Genomic DNA, 18,389 nt, shown 5'->3' on the forward strand with positions numbered 1-18,389 from the left:
TGAGCAGGCGCAGGCCGAAGCAGTCGGCGAGGTAGTAGCCCTTCTCGCAGCCGCCCGAACCATGGTCAGAAGCCATGGCGACGCAGTTCTCGGCGCCGACAGCCTGGCCGATGGGGCCCTCGGGCTTGGTCATGGCGTAGACGCGCACGCCCATGCCCTTCATCTTCTTGACGGCCTCGAGGACCTCGGGGGTGGTTCCGGACTCGGAGGCGGTGAGCACGACGGACTTCTCGGTCATGCGCTTGTGGCCCATGACGTTCCACTCGGCGGCGTGGATCAGGTAGACCTCGAGGTCGCGGTCGCCGAACTTGTTCATGAGGTACTCGAGCTGCATGAGCTCGTCCCAGGTGCCGCCGACGCCCATCAGGAACACGGCGTCGTAGCCCTCGTCGGCGACCTTGTCGGCGAGCGCGGTCATCTTCTTGCCGGTCTCGTAGAGCGCCTTGCCGTCCTCGAGATAGCCCTCCTGGTCGAAATGCATGATCTCGATCTTCTCGGTTTCCTTCATTTGTCTCTCCTTTCTGGGGTTGTTTCCACATCCCCCATGCCAACGGGCATCAAAACCCGCTTACATTCCGTAACACTCAGCCGCTTTGGCCTTAAGCGCATTGACTGACTCTTCGTAGCCCTCTGCCTTGACCTCCATTTGCTTGGAGACGGTATCGAGATACGGGTGCACGTTCCATGACTTCAGACGCTCGGCAATCATGGCCGCAATCGTCTGGAAGAACACAAGATTGGGAATTGCGCTGAGCAGCGGAGCCACCTGAGGCACCGCAACCTCGTGAGCCCTATCCTTGGGATGGGCCGTGAGCAGCACCGTTTTTGCCGTAACGTTCGATAGCGCATCGGCGATATTCGCAAGACGCTCCGACCCCTGCGGATCGTCGACGATAAACACCAGATAGCCCGGAACGATCTGCATCTCGGGACCGTGGACGAACTCCTCGCCTTCGTGATGCATGGCAGGAATCTTGATGGTCTCGCTCAGCTTGAGCGCTGCCTCCTCGGCAACACCATAGTTGGGGCCGTTGCCGACGACCATGGCGGGCATGTGCTCAGAAAGCTCGAGCATGTGATCTTGGACATATGCCTCGGCGGTCTTGCACATCACGGCATTAGCCTGGATAGCCTCGCGCAGGTCATCAAGACGCTGAGCAACGCCCTTGGCGTCAATCGTTCCGCGCGCCTGACCGCCGTAAATACCAAAGAGCACCAGGTACTCAACGAGAACCTCGACGCCCAGAGTCACAAAGTCCACCGACTCGACACCCACACCGTAGTCAAGAACGATGTCAGCGTGTTCCTTGATGGGTGCCTCGACGTTTGCCGTGAGCGCAACTGCAGCCATATCGTGTGCACGCATGTAATCGAGCGCCGCAATCGTATTGGTCGAATAGCCACTCTGCGAGACGGCGATGTTGAGCGCATGCTGCGGATAGGTGTGTTCAAAATCGACGAAGGCCTCGGGCGTCACAACGGACACCTGCATCTGCAGCGCATCTTGCAGGTAATCTCGGGCGCAATCGGCGGCATGGCGCGACGAACCCGAAGCAACGATGCGCAGCGCGTCAAAAGAACCGGACTGGATAATATCAACGAGCTGCGCTACCAGCTCAGACGAACGCTCGAGGTTCGCTCCCATACGCACATGGGCAAGCTGAACGTAATCGAGCATCTTCATCGTCTCACCTCGTAACAAATCATTAGTATTTGATACCAATCACAATTACAGGTTACGGCTTTTTGATACCTCTTTGTCGATTAATTTATCCCCATCGGCGAACGGTCGATTTTGAGCCATGTAAGGTTGTATATGTAGTCTGCTCAACGAATCAAAATTCCGTCAGCTTTTCAGCCCGTTATGCAAAAAACCAGCTAGTACGTATAGGTATATCCACCCGCATCGCCGCGGTTAAACGACTTGACGTACTCGATCGCCTGGCCGCTTGCATCGAAGCTCACGCACTCAAGCGTCAAGGCAAGATCGCCCTGCTCCAGTCCAAGCAGGCCGGCATCTCGCGCGCCCAGCGCTTCGATATCGAGCTTTTCCTGTGCCATGACCGGCTTTCGGCCCAACATCTCATAGGTCTCATACAAACTGAAGACCGACACGTCAATATCTTCGATTGTGGGAAACAGCAGGCACGGAATGAACGCCATCTCAATCGATACGGGATCGCCGTTGACGCAGTTCAAACGCCGAATCGAATACAGTAAATCGTCCTCGGCAATGCCAAACAGGTTGGCATAATATGGGCCCGCATAACGCTTGGAACGCGCGAGGATACGGACGGACGGCTCGCCACCCGAAGCACGAACCGATTCGCGAAAGCCTCCCGTTCGCTCGTACGCAACGGGCACTTTCTGTGCCACAAACGCGCCCTTTCCGCGGACGCGTCGAATCTGCCCACGCCGAACCAGCTCATCGACAGCACTTCGGATGGTCAAGCGTGTCGTACCGAATTCCTCGGCGAGGTCTTTTTCGGACGGAATCATGGAACCCGTGGGATATATTCCGCGCTCGATACGCTCCTCGATGCGGCGTCGAATGCGCATATAAACCGGGGTGGCAACTACTGTTTCAGCCATTGTTCACCTGCCACGCTCCTCATGCCGTTCTCTTCGCCGTTATCGGCAAAGCGGAACTTTGTGGGCAAAATCACCGATTTGCAATGCTCCACAAAACGCATGTCCTTATCAAATTCGATCGTGCTCTCATAGAACACCGGCGTTCCCTCTTCTTGCTGGAGCAGCTCGGCCTCTTCGGCGTTCAAACGCGAGATGGAGATATGCTCACGTCCATGCTCAACACGCACGCCACCTTCTTTGAGCAAGACATCGTAAAGGCTCTCACGCTCAAAATCGTGATCGGGAAGCGCGGGGCACAGGGACAGGTTAACGTGAGCCGTCTCGATTGACGCCGGCTCTCCCTCAATAAGTCGAACGCGCTGCATGCGGAGCAAAGGAGCGCCTACAGCCACCCCAAGCTTGTCGGCAAGCGCCTCATCCGCCTCGATAGTCCCGGTGGAAACCAGACGAGAAGAGGGGTGCAGGCCGGCAGTCCGCACGGCATCGGAAAAGTTATACGTTTCCTGGAAGATATTCAGCGGCTTGGGAGGACACACATACGTACCCGATCCGCGACGGCTCTCGAGCGTTCCACACGAGATGAGCCGCGTGATACCGGCACGCAACGCTGTACGCGAAACGCCAATCTCCTCGCACAGCACGCGCTCGGCCGGCAGGCGATCACCGCCGGCAAGCTGATAGTGCTGGATATACCAAAGAATTCCCTCGACAGCACGATCTTTGGGGGGAATTGCATAAGATTCGCCTGCCATTGCACAGACTCCTCATTCAGAAACGTATGCCGCCAAAATTAGACCAGCCCTCCCATGGCATCAAATTCGGCCTTGATCTTCTCGGCGACATTCCGATACGACTTATATAGGCTTGAATCGCGTTTGACTTCGTCGGTCATAACGGGAATCTCTAATTTGGAAACCTCGTCTTTTCCCGTCTGAACCGCCACAACAACGCCCATACCAAGACACATATTACGCTTGGCAGCGTTTATTTTTGCCGCCTTAGCGGGATTTGCCAGGATACGCTGGGCAAATTCCTGTTTTGAGGCCACTTCCTCGGCCTCAGGATCGCCTGCCTCGGCCACTTCGCACTGCAACACGTCCGCATAGTCAAAAATCTTCGGCTCGCCGCCGCGCTGGTGTACGGCCCACTTGCGACGCGTGGCATCCTGGTAGATAGCCGGCAAAAATGTAAACCGCGGCGGGTCCAAAATCGTATCCGTTATAGTAAACACATCGGGATCAAAGGCATCCTGCGGGTTTTTCTTCTTGAACAGCCCCATATCAGACTCCCGTACTAACACTTAACAACTCGAGCTAAATATAGCACCAATTTCAAGCCGTCACTTTAGCACATCGGTGCGCGGCGCCTACGGCTCGCCCAGCGGGGAATATGTACGGACGAGGGCCGGGGTGCCTGCTTTGTTTTGAGAAGTGGGCTCCGCGAACTTCTCAAAACAAAGCAGGCCTCCCCGGCCCCGGCGATGTAATCTTGGCTGACCCTAGTTGGATGCACAATCCACAAGACAGCAACAGCCAAGTCCCCATTACATTAAAAATATCAGCCCCCGCAGATCGAAACGGTCGAGAGGGCCGCCTCCGGGCGGGTGCCTTCCTCTGAGAAGTTCGCGAAGCCCACTTCTCAGAGGAAGGCACCCGCCCGGAGGCGGCCCCAGCGCGAGACCGTCCCGGATGCCTACCTACTCGTTGTCGCCGGCAGTTAGCTGCGTTGCGGAGAGCGCGCCGTCGGCAGCGGTTGCGGCTGCGGCGTCGGGCCAGACCCAGTCGGTGAAGGCCGGGTGATCGTAGCCCTCATCGCACGCGAACTCGAAGGCCTCGGTGCGGAATGCCTCCCACTTATCAATCTGCTCGGCAAACTTATCGACGTCGACCATGCGCAGCACGTCAGCGGCCAGGGCCCAGCGGTCCATGTTGTTCAGGCGCAGCATGTCGAACGGCGTGGTCGTGGAACCCTTCTCCTCGTAGCCGTGGACGCGGAAGGCGTCGTGGCCGGGGCGGTTCCAGATCAGGCGGCGAATCGTGCCGGCATAGGCGTGGAATGCAAAGAGCACGGGCTTCTCACCGCAGCCGAACAGCTCAGCCCAGCGCTCATCGCTGATGGCCTGGTCGTTCTCGCAGGCGTTCTGAATCTTGAGCAGATCGACCACGTTGACGAACCACACCTTAATGCCCAGCTCGCGCAGCATATCGGTTGCGGCCAGAGCCTCGAGCGTCGGCACGTCGCCGCACGTGGCGACCACGACGTCGGCCTCGGCGAGTGAGTCGGCAGTCGATGCCCACTCCCAAGTCGCGACACCCTCGGCGAGCTCGGACTTGGCCTCGTCAACCGTCTGGAAGGTGGGGGCGGGCTGCTTGCCACAGAAAATGGCGTTAACGCAGTCGGTGGACTGGTAGACGCGCTCGGCCACAGCAAGCGCCATGTTGGCGTCGGCCGGATAGTAAGCATTCACGATATGCGTGTCGTTGGCCTTGTTGAGCAGCAGGTCGATAAAGCCGGGGTCCTGATGCGAGAAGCCGTTGTGGTCCTGACGCCAGACATGGCTCGACAGCAAAATGTTGAGGCCGCTAATGGGAGCACGCCACGGAATCTCGCGCTTGGTGGCCTCGAGCCACTTGCAGTGCTGGTTGACCATGGAATCGACCACGTGGACAAAGCTCTCGTAGGAGCTCCACACACCGGAGCGTCCGGTGAGCACGTAAGCCTCGAGGAAGCCCTCGCACTGGTGCTCGGACAGCTGCTCGACGACCTTACCGGAGCCGGCCAGCAGCTCGTCGTTGGCCTCGTCCTCGTAGAAGCCGGCATCCCACTGCTTCTTGGTCACCTTGTAGGCAGCCTGCAGGCGGTTGGATGCGGTCTCGTCGGGACCAAAGATGCGGAAGTCGTCCATGTTCTTAGCCAGAACGTCGGCAGTGTACTCGCCAAAGACGCGGGCGGCCTCGGTGGAACCCCAGCCGTGGCCTTTCTCGGCGACGGGAATCTCGTGAGCGTGAATATCGGGCAACTCGAGCTCGCGGCGCACCTTACCGCCGTTCGCGTTGGGATTGGCGCCGATGCGCAGCTCGCCGGTCGGCATAAAGGCCGTCACCTCGGGGCGCACCTGGCCCTCGGGCGTAAAGAGCTCCTCGGGCTTGTAGGAGCGCAACCACTCGCGCAGCACGCGGAAGTGCTCGTGGGTGTCCTTGGCACTCGCCAGCGGCACCTGATGCGCGCGCCAGGAGTCCTCGGTCTTCTTGCCGTCAATCTGCTTGGGGCAGGTCCAACCCTTGGGCGTACGGAACACAATCATGGGGTAGGCCGGACGGACCACGGTCTCACCCGCGGCGGCCTGGGCCTGTGCGGTGGCCTTGATGTCGCAAATCTCGTCAAAGACCTGCTCAAACAGGGCGGCGAAACGCTCGTGGATGCTTGCATGGCTCTCGTCGTCAAAACCGGCGACAAAGAAGTGCGGCTTATAGCCCATGCCCTCAAAGAACTTGGTGAGTTCTTCGTTGGACACGCGGGCAAGAATGGTGGGGTTGGCGATCTTATAGCCGTTGAGGTGCAGGATCGGCAGGACGATACCGTCGGTTGCCGGGTTCACGAGCTTGTTGGACTGCCAAGAGGTCGCGAGCGGACCGGTCTCGGACTCGCCGTCGCCCACCACGGCCACGGCCAGCAGGCTCGGGTTGTCCATGACGGCGCCGTAGGCATGGCTGAGCGTGTAGCCGAGCTCACCGCCCTCATGGATGGAGCCGGGCGTCTCGGGCGCAAAGTGGCTCGGGATGCCGCCGGGATAAGAGAACTGGCGGAAGAACTTCTGCAGGCCTGCCTCGTCGTTGGTGATGTCGGGGCGAATCTCGCGGTAGGTACCATCGAGCAGCGACTGGGCGGTGCCGGCGGGGCCACCGTGGCCCGGGCCCATCAAGAAAATGGCGTTCTGGTTGTGGTCGGCAATAAGGCGGTTGACGTGGCCGAACAGGAAGTTGATGCCGGGCGTGGTGCCCCAGTGACCGACCAGGCGGTGTTTAACGTCCGGGCGACCAAAGTCGCGCACCTCACCGGTCTTCTCGTCGACAAAGTCGGGGCGCATGAGCGGATTAGAGCGAAGGTAGATCTGACCGACGGACAGATAGTTCGATGCGCGCCAATACAGGTCGACGCCCTCGAGCTCGGAAGCCGGTACCTCGTGGCCCAGCTTTTGCCACGGCGTCCCCAGTGTTTTAGCCATTGTTTATGTCCCTTCGCTGCGCGGTCGCCTTCCGATACGGCAACCTTTCGTTGGGACTAGTATATTTGCTAAAACGTTTTATCATGGTGAAAAAACGTTTTAGCATCCTGATTTGCCATGTAGACAGGCAAAAGCAGACATTCACCTGCGGCATTGCCTGTCACAGGTGCTCCACATTCAGTCTCTGCAAATTGATAAACGTGTTTAGTTGTGTTTAGTAAGCTCGAGAACGCTGTCCTTAACGATAAGCGCCGGCTCCAGAACGACCTCTTCGGCACGCCTGCCGCCCCTACCGGCAAGACGCTTGGACATGCAGCCAAAAGCATGCTCGGCGAGCACGCCGGGATCCTGCTCAATCGCGGTCAGCGCCGGCTCAAAGAGAACGTCGGCCGCCGAGTTGTCATAGCTTACGACCGAGATATCGCTTGGGATGCTCTTCCCCATCTCGTGCAAGCGCTTGAGCAGACCGAGGGCAATGTTATCCGAGCTTGCGAACACGGCGGTGGCGTCGGTTGCGAGCACCGCCTCCGAGGCCTCATAGGCGCTCGGAATGTAGTACTCGCTCTCGAACTCCAAACGCGCGTCAATAGGCAGCCCCACCTCGCGCAGTGCACGCTCGTAGCCGGCAAGACGTTTACGGCCCGTATTGGAACGGCGCGCATTAACCAAGCAGGCAATGCGACGGTGGCCTTGCTCGATTAGATAGCGGGTGGCCATGTAACCACCCATCTCGTGGTCGAACATCACCTTGTCGCACTCGAGCCCCTCAATGGCACGGTCGACCATTACCGCCGGGATGGGCAGATGACTGACTTCTTCGCGCAGGGCGCGGTCGTCGGAAAACTCGTCGCCCACGACCAAGAACACACCATCGACGCCGCGCGTCACCAGCTGCCGTAGGAGCTCCAGATCGTCCTCGGCGCTTCCACCCGAGCTGGTAATAAAGAGCGCGTAGCCGTCCTCGCGGCAGCGCTTTTCCAGGCTGCCGGCGAGCGAGGCAAAAAAGCGGCTCTCGATATTGGGAACGATAAGGCCCAGTGTGCGCGACTCGCGCATGACCAGGCTGCGCGCAATCTGGTTAGGAACATAGTGGTTGCGCGCCGCAACCTCCTTAATGAGCTTGCGGTTTTCTTCCGAGATGCGACAGGGCCGATTATTGAGAACAAGCGAGACCGACGAGGGGGAAAGCCCCACCTCCTGGGCAATCTGCTTGAGAGTAACTTTGTTGCCCATCTCGCTCCTTCCGAGTATTCGCGCAATCTCTTGAAAGTATAGCGACCGTCCCTCTACCTTGATGATAAACACTTTACCAATCCGGTAGACGGCTGTTTTATCGCCGCGATTGGTGCAAAGTAACCTGACCCCTTTGCACCATGTGATGCATTGGGGTCAGGTTACTTTGCACCAAATCCATCCGGGTGGGGTATATTGCATTCGATTAATGAAAACGACCACCATAAGGCGGATATTCGTATGCACGAGAACGACTTTTTTAACGAGGACCTGCTGTGCGCGCTCGCCGGTGTTGCCGGCGAGGACAACGTGCTCATGAGCGAACCCATGCGCGAGCACACCACGTTTAAGATCGGCGGCCCGGCCGATGTCTTTGTCACGCCCGACACCGAGCAGGGCCTCGTCGCCACGCTTGATACCTGCTACCGCTGCGATCTACCGCTCACCATCGTGGGCAACGGCTCCGACTTACTCGTCGGTGACAAGGGCATCCGCGGTGTCGTCGTGGCACTGGGCGAAGGCCTCTCCGACATCACCGTCGACGGCACGCATGTTACGGCAGCAGCCGGCGCCTTGCTTTCCGATGTCGCCGCGGCTGCCGCCGAAGCCTGCCTCACCGGCATGGAGCCCCTCTCGGGCATCCCCGGCTCGGTCGGCGGCGCCTGCTATATGAACGCCGGTGCCTACGGCGCCTGCATGGCCGATGTTTTGGAGTCCGTGCGCGTCTATAAGCCCGCCCGCGCGCTCGATGACGGCACCCGCGGCAGCGGCAATATCATTGAGTTCGATGTCGACGAGCTTAACCTGGGCTATCGCAAGAGCCGCATCGCCGACGACGGCTTTATCGTGCTCTCTGCCACCTTTAACCTCGCCCCGGGCAACGCCGCGATGATCAAGGCCGACATGGACGACTACCGCCAACGCCGCGAGGACAAGCAGCCGCTCGACATGCCGAGCGCCGGCTCCACTTTCAAGCGCCCCGAGGGCCACTTTGCCGGCAAGCTCATCATGGACGCCGGCCTGCGCGGCCACGCTATCGGCGGCGCCCAGGTGAGCGAGAAGCACTGCGGCTTCATCGTCAACGCCGACCACGCCACCGCTGCCGACGTCGACGAACTCATCCGCCACATCCAAGCAACCGTCAAAGACCAATTCGGAGTAGACCTACAACCCGAAGTCCACCGAGTCGGCGAATTCCTCTAATAAAAAAGAAGGCCCCGAAAGGGGCCTTCGCCATATTTATTCAGATAAACCAGTCCGGTGCGCAGCGCCCCGAACCCGAGAGGGCCGCGTGCCCGCCCGCAATATATTTGATTGATCGCGAGTTCCGCACGCAAAGAAGGCCACTTAATGTGGCCTTCGTCTTGCGCAGGACTGCCCGAGCAGGCAATCAAATATATTGCGGGCGGGCACGCGGCCCAGTCGGCTTTACGACAGCGCAATACCGCCGAGCCAGCCCCAGCGCACGCCAGAGCCAGTGCCGTAGAACCCAATGAACGAGTCAAGCGACCTCGACGTGATGGCGCCCTCGTTGCTCATAACGATGCCGCCGCCAACATAGATGCCCACGTGTCCGTACAGCAGACCCGGCGTACCGGTGCCACTGTGCGACGAGTCGGCCACGATCATGCCCACCTGCAGCGCCGAACGATCGGAGCTGTAGCACCAGGCGTTAAACATGTCGCACGCGTTGCCGCCAAAGTAGCCTACGCCGGCGTTGCGGAACACGTTGGTAACCCAGGCGGCGCACCAGTTCAGGCCAGGCGAAGGCGTGGAGTAGCATGCGTTGACGACGGCCTGCTGCTTGCCCGAGCCGGCATTCTGTTGCGGAGTTCCGGGCGCATACGATCCGCCACCCGAGCTTGAACCACCCGAGTAGGAATTGTTCTTGTTTGCGGCAGCCGCGGCAGCGGCAGCCTTCTTGGCAGCCTCCTCGGCCTGAGCGGCAGCAAGAATCTCGGAATCGCGCTGGGCCATGAGCTCCTTGACATCGTCGGAGAGGCCGTTCAGAACCGTCTGGACCTCCTGCTGCTTGGCCTGCATGTCCTGCATCTGAGCAGTCTGCTGGTCCTTGAGCTTCTCCAAGTCGGCTTTTTGTGCTTCGAGCTCGGTCTTCTGCGCGTCGAGCTCAGCCTGAATCGTCTGGATATCCTCGATGGCATCGCGGTCGCTCTTGTTGATCTTCTCAACGTAATGCGCGTTGGCGACGAGTTCCTCAAACGAGCCAGAGGCCAGCAGCAGCGACAGGATGTTCGTACCGCCGGACTTGTAGCTGGCGGCCACGCGATCGGAAAGGTCGTTGCGCTTCTTCTTGAGCTCGGCCTTCTTTTCATCGATCTGGGCCTGCGTGTCGTCAATCTTGCCCTGGACATTCTCGATGTCGTTGAGGGTCTGGGCATTCTTGTTGGCGAGCGCCGCGTACTCATTGGCAATGCTGTCGAGCTGAGCCTGGACCTCGTCGAGCTGGGCCTGGGCGGCATTCAGTTTGTCGGTGGTTTCTTGGCTGGCCTCAGCCGCATGGGCGCGGGCGGGCAGGCCAAAAAGAACAGCCGCGGAAGCGGCGCCGAAAAGAGCCTTAAGGGCAGTGCGGCGCGAAAGCTCCTGCGTAAAAATGGAATCGTTGTTTGGTGACATATGTACTCCGTTACATGCTTATTTATATGTCGCTCAACTCAAACATATTAACGCACATCGCGCTTGTCCCAACTATTTCCACGAACGGCTGGAAAAGCATGGTCAGCGGCTCGCAAATACGTCCCACACCAAAGGTAAGAATTATGCAAATAACACCCTATGAGTACGTTAACATCATTCCTCTGGTTTTCCTGACCCGCGTGTTTTGGGCGCGCCCAGCTGCGCTATACTCCCCTCAAGAAGTGTTCCTGATTCGATAGGAGACTACATGTCCAAAGCACTCGACCCCAAAGACACCTGCGTCCTCGTTACCGGCGGCGCCGGCTTTATCGGCTCGCATACCGTCGTTCAGCTGCTCGAGGGTGGCTACCAGGTTGTCGTCGTCGATGACCTCTCCAACTCCAGCGCCGTTGCCATCGACCGCGTCAAGACCATCGTGGGCGACGAGGCCGCCAAGAACCTCACCTTCTACGAGGCCAACGTGCTCGACCGCGATGCGATGAACAAGATCTTCGATACCCACCAAATCGACCGCGTCATCCACTTCGCCGGCTTTAAGGCCGTTGGCGAGTCGGTGAGCAAGCCCGTCGAGTACTACCACAACAATATCGAGAACACCCTAGTGCTCATCGATGTCATGCGCAACCACGGCTGCAAGTCCATCATCTTCTCGAGTTCTTCGACCGTCTACGGCGATCCGGACAATCCGCCCGTCACCGAGGAAGACCCCAAGAAGCCCGCGACCAACCCCTATGGTTGGACCAAGTGGATGATTGAGCAGATCCTCATGGACGTCCACACCGCCGACCCCGAGTGGGACGTCGTGCTGCTCCGTTATTTCAATCCCATCGGTGCCCATCCGTCGGGCCTGATCGGCGAGGACCCCAAGGGCATCCCCAACAACCTGGTGCCCTACGTCGCCCAGGTCGCCGTCGGTAAGCTCGAGGCCGTTCAGGTCTTTGGCAACGACTACCCCACCCCCGACGGCACCGGCGTGCGCGACTACATCCACGTGTGCGACCTGGCATCCGGTCACGTTGCCGCCCTCAACTGGATGAACGGCAAGACCGGCGTCGAGATCTTTAACCTGGGCACCGGCACCGGCACCTCGGTACTCGAGGTCGTCGCCGCCTTCTCCAAGGCCTGCGGCAAGGAGCTGCCCTACGTGATTCGCGAGCGCCGTGCCGGCGATATCGCCGCCAACTGGTGCGATGCCTCCAAGGCCGAACGCATGATGGGCTGGAAGGCCCAGTACGACATCGCGGACATGTGCCGCGACAGCTGGAATTGGCAGAGCCATAACCCCAACGGCTTCGCCGACGCCGAGTAGCCACTCCCCCGTGCTAGGTTTTGTGGCATGCCTCAAAACCTAGCACGCGACATGCTCGGCACATGCCGCTTCCTGCATGGGTAGATTTCTAGACATGTCCCAAAAATCTACTGGCCCCGGCCTCCAATGTGAGGTCGGGGCTTTTTAGGAACTCGTTCTCGAGCTCGAGCTCGCGCATGCACTTGCGGCCGCCGCGACCGGGTGGTTGGTCAGCTCCTTCTTCCTGACCGTCACCCATCTTCCCAGGGTCTTCTCGTTGATGCCGAGGTCGGCTGCCACTTGGGCGATGGGCTTCCCCGACGCGGCGGCGAAGTCTGCGGCCTCGGCGCGGTACCCCGCTGTGTAGGAGGGCCCGTCTGCCATGACTGACACTCCTTTCTTTTTGGCGCTGAAACGATTATCGCCGCTCAACGCCATTCCTCTAAGTCAAGTGTCCTTGAATACGATACAGTTCAAATGGACGAGGAGAATCTGGCGCTCCTCTCGATGAGCCCGGAGAGGTCCCTGGTCGTCACCTTCCCCCGCGCGAACGCGAAGCGGACGGCGGCGAGCCATGTCCTCACCGCGCGTTCCATTTAGGGAGTCCTCGAGAAGTCGATCTCTCTGTGCGATAATCGAGCTATTGAGTCTCGCGAGTTTAGAGCTGGTGATATGCATTGAAAATCAAGATGAAAAACATCGGCAGGGTCGCTGAGGCCGATATCGAGATTAATGGTATTGCCGTGATCGCCGGGGAGAACGGGACGGGGAAAAGCACGGTTGGAAAAGCGCTTTATGCGGCCTTCAACAGCATGTCCGATTCGGAGAACAAAATCGACCGCATGAGGCGCAATAGTGTTGAGCGCGCCATCAGGAAGGCATATGTGGGAAGCCCTCTCGACTCCACGTCTCGCCACAGGCGAACTGCTGGAAGAATGAATAGTTTCATCGACAGGGTTTTTTCGGGCGAGTGCACGAGGGACGAGCTTATTGATGAGATAAAGGAGTATTACGGGGAGGAGATCTCCCGTGAGATCGAATCCGATTTCACGAATGGCGTAGCAGGAGTTGCCGATCAGATTATCGAGATCATGGATATCTCCGATGATGAGGTATTTCGTGCGATTGCGACAAACAGGTTCCGAAGCGAGTTCAACGGCCAGATCAATTCGGTTTTCGGCGAAGAGCCCGGGAAGGTCGAACTCCAGATAAAGGACGCATCTACGGTTTTCTCGGTTGCAAGTGACGAGGTGGCGGAGGTGCACGATAGGAGGGTTTTGCGATTCAGGGCGCATTATCTGGACGACCCGTTCCTGATCGATTCTCTCGGAGGACCCTACGGCCCCGCTTTTCGGTTCAAGCCCCTCCTTGGACACCAGGAGGAGCTGCGGCAAGATTTGATTCAGGCGACCATCCGTAACGATGACAGCGAGTCCTCGCTGTTCGAAGAGATCGCGAAGGAGCGACACCTGAAGGTTCTCATGGACAAGGTTTCCTCCTTATGTCCGGGGCATTTCGAGAGGAGCGAAAGTCGCGGTCACCTTACGTATCTCGAAGAGGGCTTCGCTCGGGGGTTGGAGCCTGGGAACCTTTCTGCTGGCTTGAAGACGTTCGCCATCATGAAGGTGCTCTTGAAGTCCGGCGCGCTAGATGCCGGAGGGACTATTATCCTCGATGAACCCGAGATTCATCTTCATCCTGCATGGCAGCTGGCCTTCGCCGAGATAATCGTGCTGCTCCAGAAAGAGCTCGGGATGCACGTCTTAATGAGCACCCATAGTCCATATTTCCTGAATGCGATCGAAGTGTATTCTAAGAAGCACGCTGTTGATGGATTGTGCTCATATTATCTTGCGGAGACCTGCACTGATGGACGCTCTCGCTTTGCCGATATAACCGGCTCGACTGAGGTCGCCTACGAGAAGCTGGCGGCTCCTTTTGATACGCTTGAGAGGGAGGAGTACGGCCTTGAGTAGCGACCTGTGCGCCTCCTGCCCTCATCCGAACTCTCCCGCGGTGCCAGATGGCAGCGATGGTTGCTCCCGTTGCAGGACCTGTATCCTAAGGGACTGCACGTCGACCATCTCCAAAACATCCAGAGACGGGAGCGTCTCTCTTGTGGATGACGATTTGCCTGTTGTCAATTTTGACTCTGTTAAAGAATGCTACTGCAAGAAGGTCAATAGGTGGATGCAACTCCCGCGCTCCGCCGATGCGCTGTATTGCGATCGGGAAACGTTATATCTAGTCGAATTTAAAAACGGCAGTCTGAAGGAGACGCTGGGGAAGAGGCTCAATCCCAAGGATGACGAAGAGCTTGGTATCAATCTTGGCCAAAGGGACGCCCTCATCGAGAAGTGCAAGGACAGCGTTTTGATCTGCTCGGACCTGTGGGGAAAGAGGACGAGATGGTTTCGCGAGCACTGCGTCTTTGTTTTGGTATACAACGAGGACAAGAACAAGACCGCGTTGAAGCGGGTTGCCAGCTCGATTAGGAAAAAAGCGCGTTTTGGGCTTCCTGACAAATTGAAAGGTTTTTGCGTGAAGGATGTCTTGACGCTAACCGAAAAGGAGTTTTCGACATCGCTCCTTTCAACTTGGCGAGACGCAGAAGAAATCGCGGAGGTCGACGCGTAGGAGACCGAAAAGCATCCGGTGGCTATTTGCTCCCGATATCGATCGTTCGTCTGCAGTCGGTTTTCTTTCCGCTGCGCCCGCCAGTTTGCGATGAGTCGCGCACCGTGTGAAGCTCAACACGGATGAAATACAAATATAATCCCCCCTTGCACTGTGTTGATAAATATTGCTCGTCGAACTCATCTGAACTGGGCTTTCTTGCATAGAACTGCCTGAACCTGAGCGTTTTCGGGTATCGCATTGCCCGATCGAGCACCATCGCGACCTTCTCAAGCTTGTCCTCGGGCGGACTCATAGCCACAGCCCCGCATGTCGTCCCGGTTGGAGCCGGGATGAGCCCTCAGGAAGCACTGCATGAAGTAGCGCATCCGGTTCACGGGCCCCAGCGGGTTCTGGCCGTCGGGAACGCCCTTGAGCAGCTTCGCGTTGTAGTGCTGGCTCTTCAGTGACAGATTGTTGACGGGAGCCGTGTGGCGCCCGGCTCCATGTCGTGGATGAGCGTGGAGCCGGGCGCCACACGGCTCCCAAACGTCGCCAAGGTCTTCGCCCTGCTTGTCTTGCCAAGGCCCTCCCGGATGAAGATTGAATTGCCTGGCTCATCGCAGCCGAGCGCGACACGGCCTCTACCCGAGACCATCATCTCTACACATAGCCCATCATTCGACAAGAACGCGCAGTTTGTCCTGCATAGGCGCATGGTGTCCCCCTCCGCCGCAAGAGGTGAGCAAAAGAGAGGCTCCCCTCGCCACTACCGGACAAAGGGACCTCTCTGGGGAAACACGCTATAAAACCTTCTTGCCGGGCGGTCGAGTACAGCACCGACGGCGTACCCGTGGAGACCTACCCAGAGCCCACGCCATTTCAAGTTTCTTGGTCTTCAACGCCACAATCCGATAATCATCCAGCCGTCGAAATGACCTCGTCACAGGCGGCAAGCATCTCCTCGTCATGAGTGACAACGATTACAATATGGTCTCTCTTAATTTCATGAAGCAATTTGATCAGCGCGCCTCGACTCTTCGCATCAAGTGCTGAGGTCGGTTCATCAAAAAGCATAACGTCCGGCGATTTCAACAGCTGTCTCACAATTGCAATCTTTTGCTTCTCGCCGCCGGACACCCCTCCTTTCCCGCCGTCAAGCATCGCCGTTGCCCCGTTCTCCACAGAAGCAACCATTTCGTCTAGCCCCAATATGACAAGCATCCGATTCAGCTTATCCATCTCGTAATCATCAGAAAGCAGCGTAAGATTATCGAGAATCGTCCCCTCAACGATAGGGGGTTCTTGCTCCGTAATGCTGACTCGACACCGCCGCAATGCATATCGATCGATGCAACGCTGTGACACCCCGTTGTAGCGAACGGCCCCTTCTGTGTCATCTGGATATAGCCCCAATATCACTGACAGCAGCGAGCTCTTCCCCGAACCATTCGGCCCCGAGATTCCATATAGCCGACCCCTGGAAAACGCGAGCCCCTCAATGCTTAACGCGACCCTTTCCGCCCCTGGATAACGTAGCTTGATGTTCTCTAGACGGATTTCCTCAATCGGACCAAGCGCCAATTTGCCATTCGCTTCCACCGGGACATCCCAAATTCTTTTCAGCCGCTCATAGCATACGCGATTAGTCTGGTAATCCCTTCCCCAGCCCAACAAATACTGTACCGCTGAGCTTAAGTTCGAATAATATCCAACAGCAGTCACGAGAAAACCAGGCAACAGTCTCCCGCCCATCACTTCAACCGCGCCCACAGCAAGAAGACATCCTTGAGCGGCGGAAGCGACCAACGCGTTGCCAAAGGTAAATCTAGACCCTACTTCCTGATTTGCTCTCATCGTTGGATAGAGCCCATTAAAAGCTTCGACCAGTACAGCGCGGGACCTATCGAACAAAGCATGTTTGCGGATGAAATCAACTTTCTCCAACTGATCTTGTAGACAGGAAAAAAACCTCGCGCTCTGCTCTTGTACGTCAAAACTTCTCTCAAACAGCCTTGCGCGTGAAACCGCATAAAAAGCGGCACTCGCTGCCGCAAGAACAAGGCAGACCACACTCAACTTGATATTCAGGCTACCGAGAACAAACAGGGCGGACAAAAGGGTGATAACGTTGCTTGAAACCCCCACAACCGAGTTGATTACGAAGATGACAAGGTCATTAGCGTCGTGATTGATTTGCTGGTTATAATACGACGCGTTGAAGCCCTCGAAGAATGCCTGGGGAAGGTGCTTCACGTGCTCAAGCGTATCCGCATTTAAGCCGAACCCCGCATGCGACTGAAGGTTGATGTACAGCATCTCTGAGCAATACACTAGTCCCGCTCGAACCGCTTGGACCGCAACCAAAATAAGGCAACAAACGAGAACGGCGGCAAGATCGGCGCTGGCCGGCATCGCCAATCGGTTTACCACTATGCCGGTAAGAAAGGGACCCGCAAGCGCAAGCAGCCCGACCAAAACTGTTACGACAAGATAGGCGTAGAATCGACCGCCCAGTATATATTTTCTACAGAGATTAAGCATCAGCCTCATTTTGCCCCGCACCCCGTTTTGCCGTATTCATCATCTGGGAGAGCAGCATTTTTTGCTCGGCATCATACCGGAAGGAAACGCAACGTTTCCCCTCACCGTTTAAGGCGTGGTTGGGGCACCCTCCCATGCACATGGGAAAAGCAAAGCACTCTTGGCATTCCGGGTCATCCGGCTCATATGCCATCCAGTTAATCATGTTCTTGCTCAACATTGGCGGCTCGAAAATAGTTCCGACCCTCCGCTCCTTCATTCCAATGTCATCCCAGCACTTATACAAATCTCCGACGGGATCAACCACGTACGAGTTGATTCCAACGGCGCAACATATCCCGAAATTCGTCCCACCAAAAGGTTGAACTTTGAAGCCCCGCGCAATTGCCCTTTTATAAAACTCAGTCTCCTCATACGAGAACTCTTTTACAGTAAAGCAGTGGCTGTCGTTCGCACATACCTGATTGATATCGTCAACAGGGGCTAAATAGAAGTGAACCTTATTCATCAGGCCATTTAGCTCGAGATAATCCAATAGCTCTTGAGCGGCCTCGATGTTGGTCTTGTCGACGTTGCTCCTTATCGAAATATCGATGATGTCGGCACACTCTTTGACGTTCTTGAGAATACGTTCGTATGTAGGGCTTCCGTCGTGAAGAATCCTTCTCGAATCGTGATCCGACTTCGATCCATCTATAGTCACTTGCGCGCTCGTCACACCACATGCCGCGAGCCTCCTTGCAACATCAGGCGTCAGCAGATAGCCATTTGTCACTATCGATGCGGAATATTCACACGTTGGCCCCACGACATCTTTCAGATCCGACGTAATCCGTTCGATCATCTTCATTCCGAGCAGAGGCTCGCCGCCGTACCATCCAACTGAGAGACTTGCGATACCAGGATAGTAATCTTTCACGAACTTGGAGAGCTGTGTCAAAACCTCCTCGCCCATCGTCGTGTACGCCTGTCCCTTTTCATAGCAGTAGGGACAGCAAAAGTTGCAAGCCATCGTTGGCGCAATGGTAAGGGACAGAGCAGTATTCGCAAAGCGCGCGGCGCGACTTTGCAACCTGATCTCCCCAAGCTCGTCCCTCTCCTCATTGACTAGGATGCCTCCCCTTATCAGCTCCGCGACAAGATCATCGGCATCCCGAACGTCCCCTTCTTGAATCCTTTTGAATTTCTGCGCGTATTCCGGATTTAACCCTTGATTGGCAACTTCATCCGAACACT

The 18,389-nt window shown here is 57.3% G+C and carries 15 protein-coding genes and 1 pseudogene; 4 read left to right on the forward strand and 12 right to left on the reverse strand.

Annotation, left to right across the window (positions count from 1 at the left end; all coding sequences use genetic code 11):
- The 7 genes and pseudogenes from DW821_RS10360 to DW821_RS09750 all read right to left on the reverse strand — a co-directional run.
- Nucleotides 1-508, reverse strand: a pseudogene (locus DW821_RS10360) (SIS domain-containing protein); the annotation flags it as partial.
- A gap of 60 nt (nt 509-568) precedes the next feature.
- On the reverse strand, nt 569-1,684 hold the full coding sequence (locus DW821_RS09725) for an SIS domain-containing protein (RefSeq protein ID WP_118066700.1): 1,116 nt from the start codon (nt 1,682-1,684) through the stop codon (nt 569-571).
- Between the two features lie 194 nt (nt 1,685-1,878).
- Nucleotides 1,879-2,592, reverse strand: a complete 714-nt coding sequence (locus DW821_RS09730; RefSeq protein ID WP_118066702.1) for a GntR family transcriptional regulator — start codon at nt 2,590-2,592, stop codon at nt 1,879-1,881.
- Complete coding sequence (locus DW821_RS09735; RefSeq protein WP_118066704.1) at nt 2,577-3,344, reverse strand: GntR family transcriptional regulator; 768 nt, start codon at nt 3,342-3,344, stop codon at nt 2,577-2,579. Before DW821_RS09735 ends, DW821_RS09730 begins: the two co-directional genes overlap by 16 nt.
- A gap of 38 nt (nt 3,345-3,382) precedes the next feature.
- Nucleotides 3,383-3,871 carry a hypothetical protein gene (locus DW821_RS09740; protein WP_117847836.1) on the reverse strand — a complete coding sequence of 163 codons (489 nt, stop codon included), beginning with the start codon at nt 3,869-3,871 and terminating at the stop codon, nt 3,383-3,385.
- Between the two features lie 417 nt (nt 3,872-4,288).
- A complete protein-coding gene (locus tag DW821_RS09745) occupies nt 4,289-6,817 on the reverse strand; it encodes a phosphoketolase (RefSeq protein WP_118066706.1) in 2,529 nt (842 codons plus the stop codon).
- A 204-nt stretch (nt 6,818-7,021) separates the two neighbouring features.
- Entirely contained in the window at nt 7,022-8,050 is a 1,029-nt protein-coding gene (locus DW821_RS09750; RefSeq protein WP_118066708.1) for a LacI family DNA-binding transcriptional regulator, read from the reverse strand.
- A gap of 240 nt (nt 8,051-8,290) precedes the next feature.
- On the opposite strand from DW821_RS09750, the gene murB reads away from it, so the two are divergent.
- A complete protein-coding gene (gene murB / locus DW821_RS09755; protein ID WP_118066710.1) occupies nt 8,291-9,253 on the forward strand; it encodes a UDP-N-acetylmuramate dehydrogenase in 963 nt (320 codons plus the stop codon).
- A gap of 225 nt (nt 9,254-9,478) precedes the next feature.
- Here the strand turns inward: murB and DW821_RS09760 are convergent, their stop codons facing one another.
- The gene (locus DW821_RS09760; protein ID WP_118066712.1) at nt 9,479-10,684 is read right to left on the reverse strand and encodes a hypothetical protein; all 1,206 of its coding nucleotides are present in this window, start codon (nt 10,682-10,684) and stop codon (nt 9,479-9,481) included.
- Between the two features lie 268 nt (nt 10,685-10,952).
- On the opposite strand from DW821_RS09760, the gene galE reads away from it, so the two are divergent.
- Nucleotides 10,953-12,014 (forward strand): UDP-glucose 4-epimerase GalE, encoded by a 1,062-nt coding sequence (gene galE / locus DW821_RS09765; protein WP_117564856.1) that lies wholly within the window; start codon nt 10,953-10,955, stop codon nt 12,012-12,014.
- A 144-nt stretch (nt 12,015-12,158) separates the two neighbouring features.
- Here the strand turns inward: galE and DW821_RS09770 are convergent, their stop codons facing one another.
- A complete protein-coding gene (locus tag DW821_RS09770; RefSeq protein WP_117584253.1) occupies nt 12,159-12,377 on the reverse strand; it encodes a transposase in 219 nt (72 codons plus the stop codon).
- A 293-nt stretch (nt 12,378-12,670) separates the two neighbouring features.
- On the opposite strand from DW821_RS09770, the gene DW821_RS09775 reads away from it, so the two are divergent.
- Both DW821_RS09775 and DW821_RS09780 read left to right on the forward strand, forming a co-directional pair.
- On the forward strand, nt 12,671-13,969 hold the full coding sequence (locus tag DW821_RS09775; protein WP_117856218.1) for an ATP-binding protein: 1,299 nt from the start codon (nt 12,671-12,673) through the stop codon (nt 13,967-13,969).
- A gap of 142 nt (nt 13,970-14,111) precedes the next feature.
- On the forward strand, nt 14,112-14,630 hold the full coding sequence (locus tag DW821_RS09780) for a hypothetical protein (RefSeq protein ID WP_124786586.1): 519 nt from the start codon (nt 14,112-14,114) through the stop codon (nt 14,628-14,630).
- Nucleotides 14,631-14,652: 22 nt separating this feature from the next.
- Here DW821_RS09780 and DW821_RS09785 read toward each other — a convergent pair whose 3' ends face one another.
- The 3 genes from DW821_RS09785 to DW821_RS09800 form a co-directional block, all read right to left on the reverse strand.
- Nucleotides 14,653-14,925: a hypothetical protein gene (locus DW821_RS09785; RefSeq protein WP_117584251.1), complete on the reverse strand. Its 273-nt coding sequence runs from the start codon at nt 14,923-14,925 to the stop codon at nt 14,653-14,655.
- 602 nt (nt 14,926-15,527) lie between these two features.
- Nucleotides 15,528-17,162, reverse strand: coding sequence for an ABC transporter ATP-binding protein (locus tag DW821_RS09795; RefSeq protein WP_084591801.1), 1,635 nt, complete (start codon nt 17,160-17,162; stop codon nt 15,528-15,530).
- Nucleotides 17,146-18,389 (reverse strand): radical SAM/SPASM domain-containing protein (locus DW821_RS09800; RefSeq protein WP_118066714.1); only part of this gene is annotated, 1,244 nt, incomplete at its 5' end. The genes DW821_RS09795 and DW821_RS09800, both read right to left, overlap by 17 nt.

The organism is Collinsella sp. AM33-4BH (assembly GCF_003469205.1).
Taxonomy (GTDB): Bacteria; Actinomycetota; Coriobacteriia; order Coriobacteriales; family Coriobacteriaceae; genus Collinsella.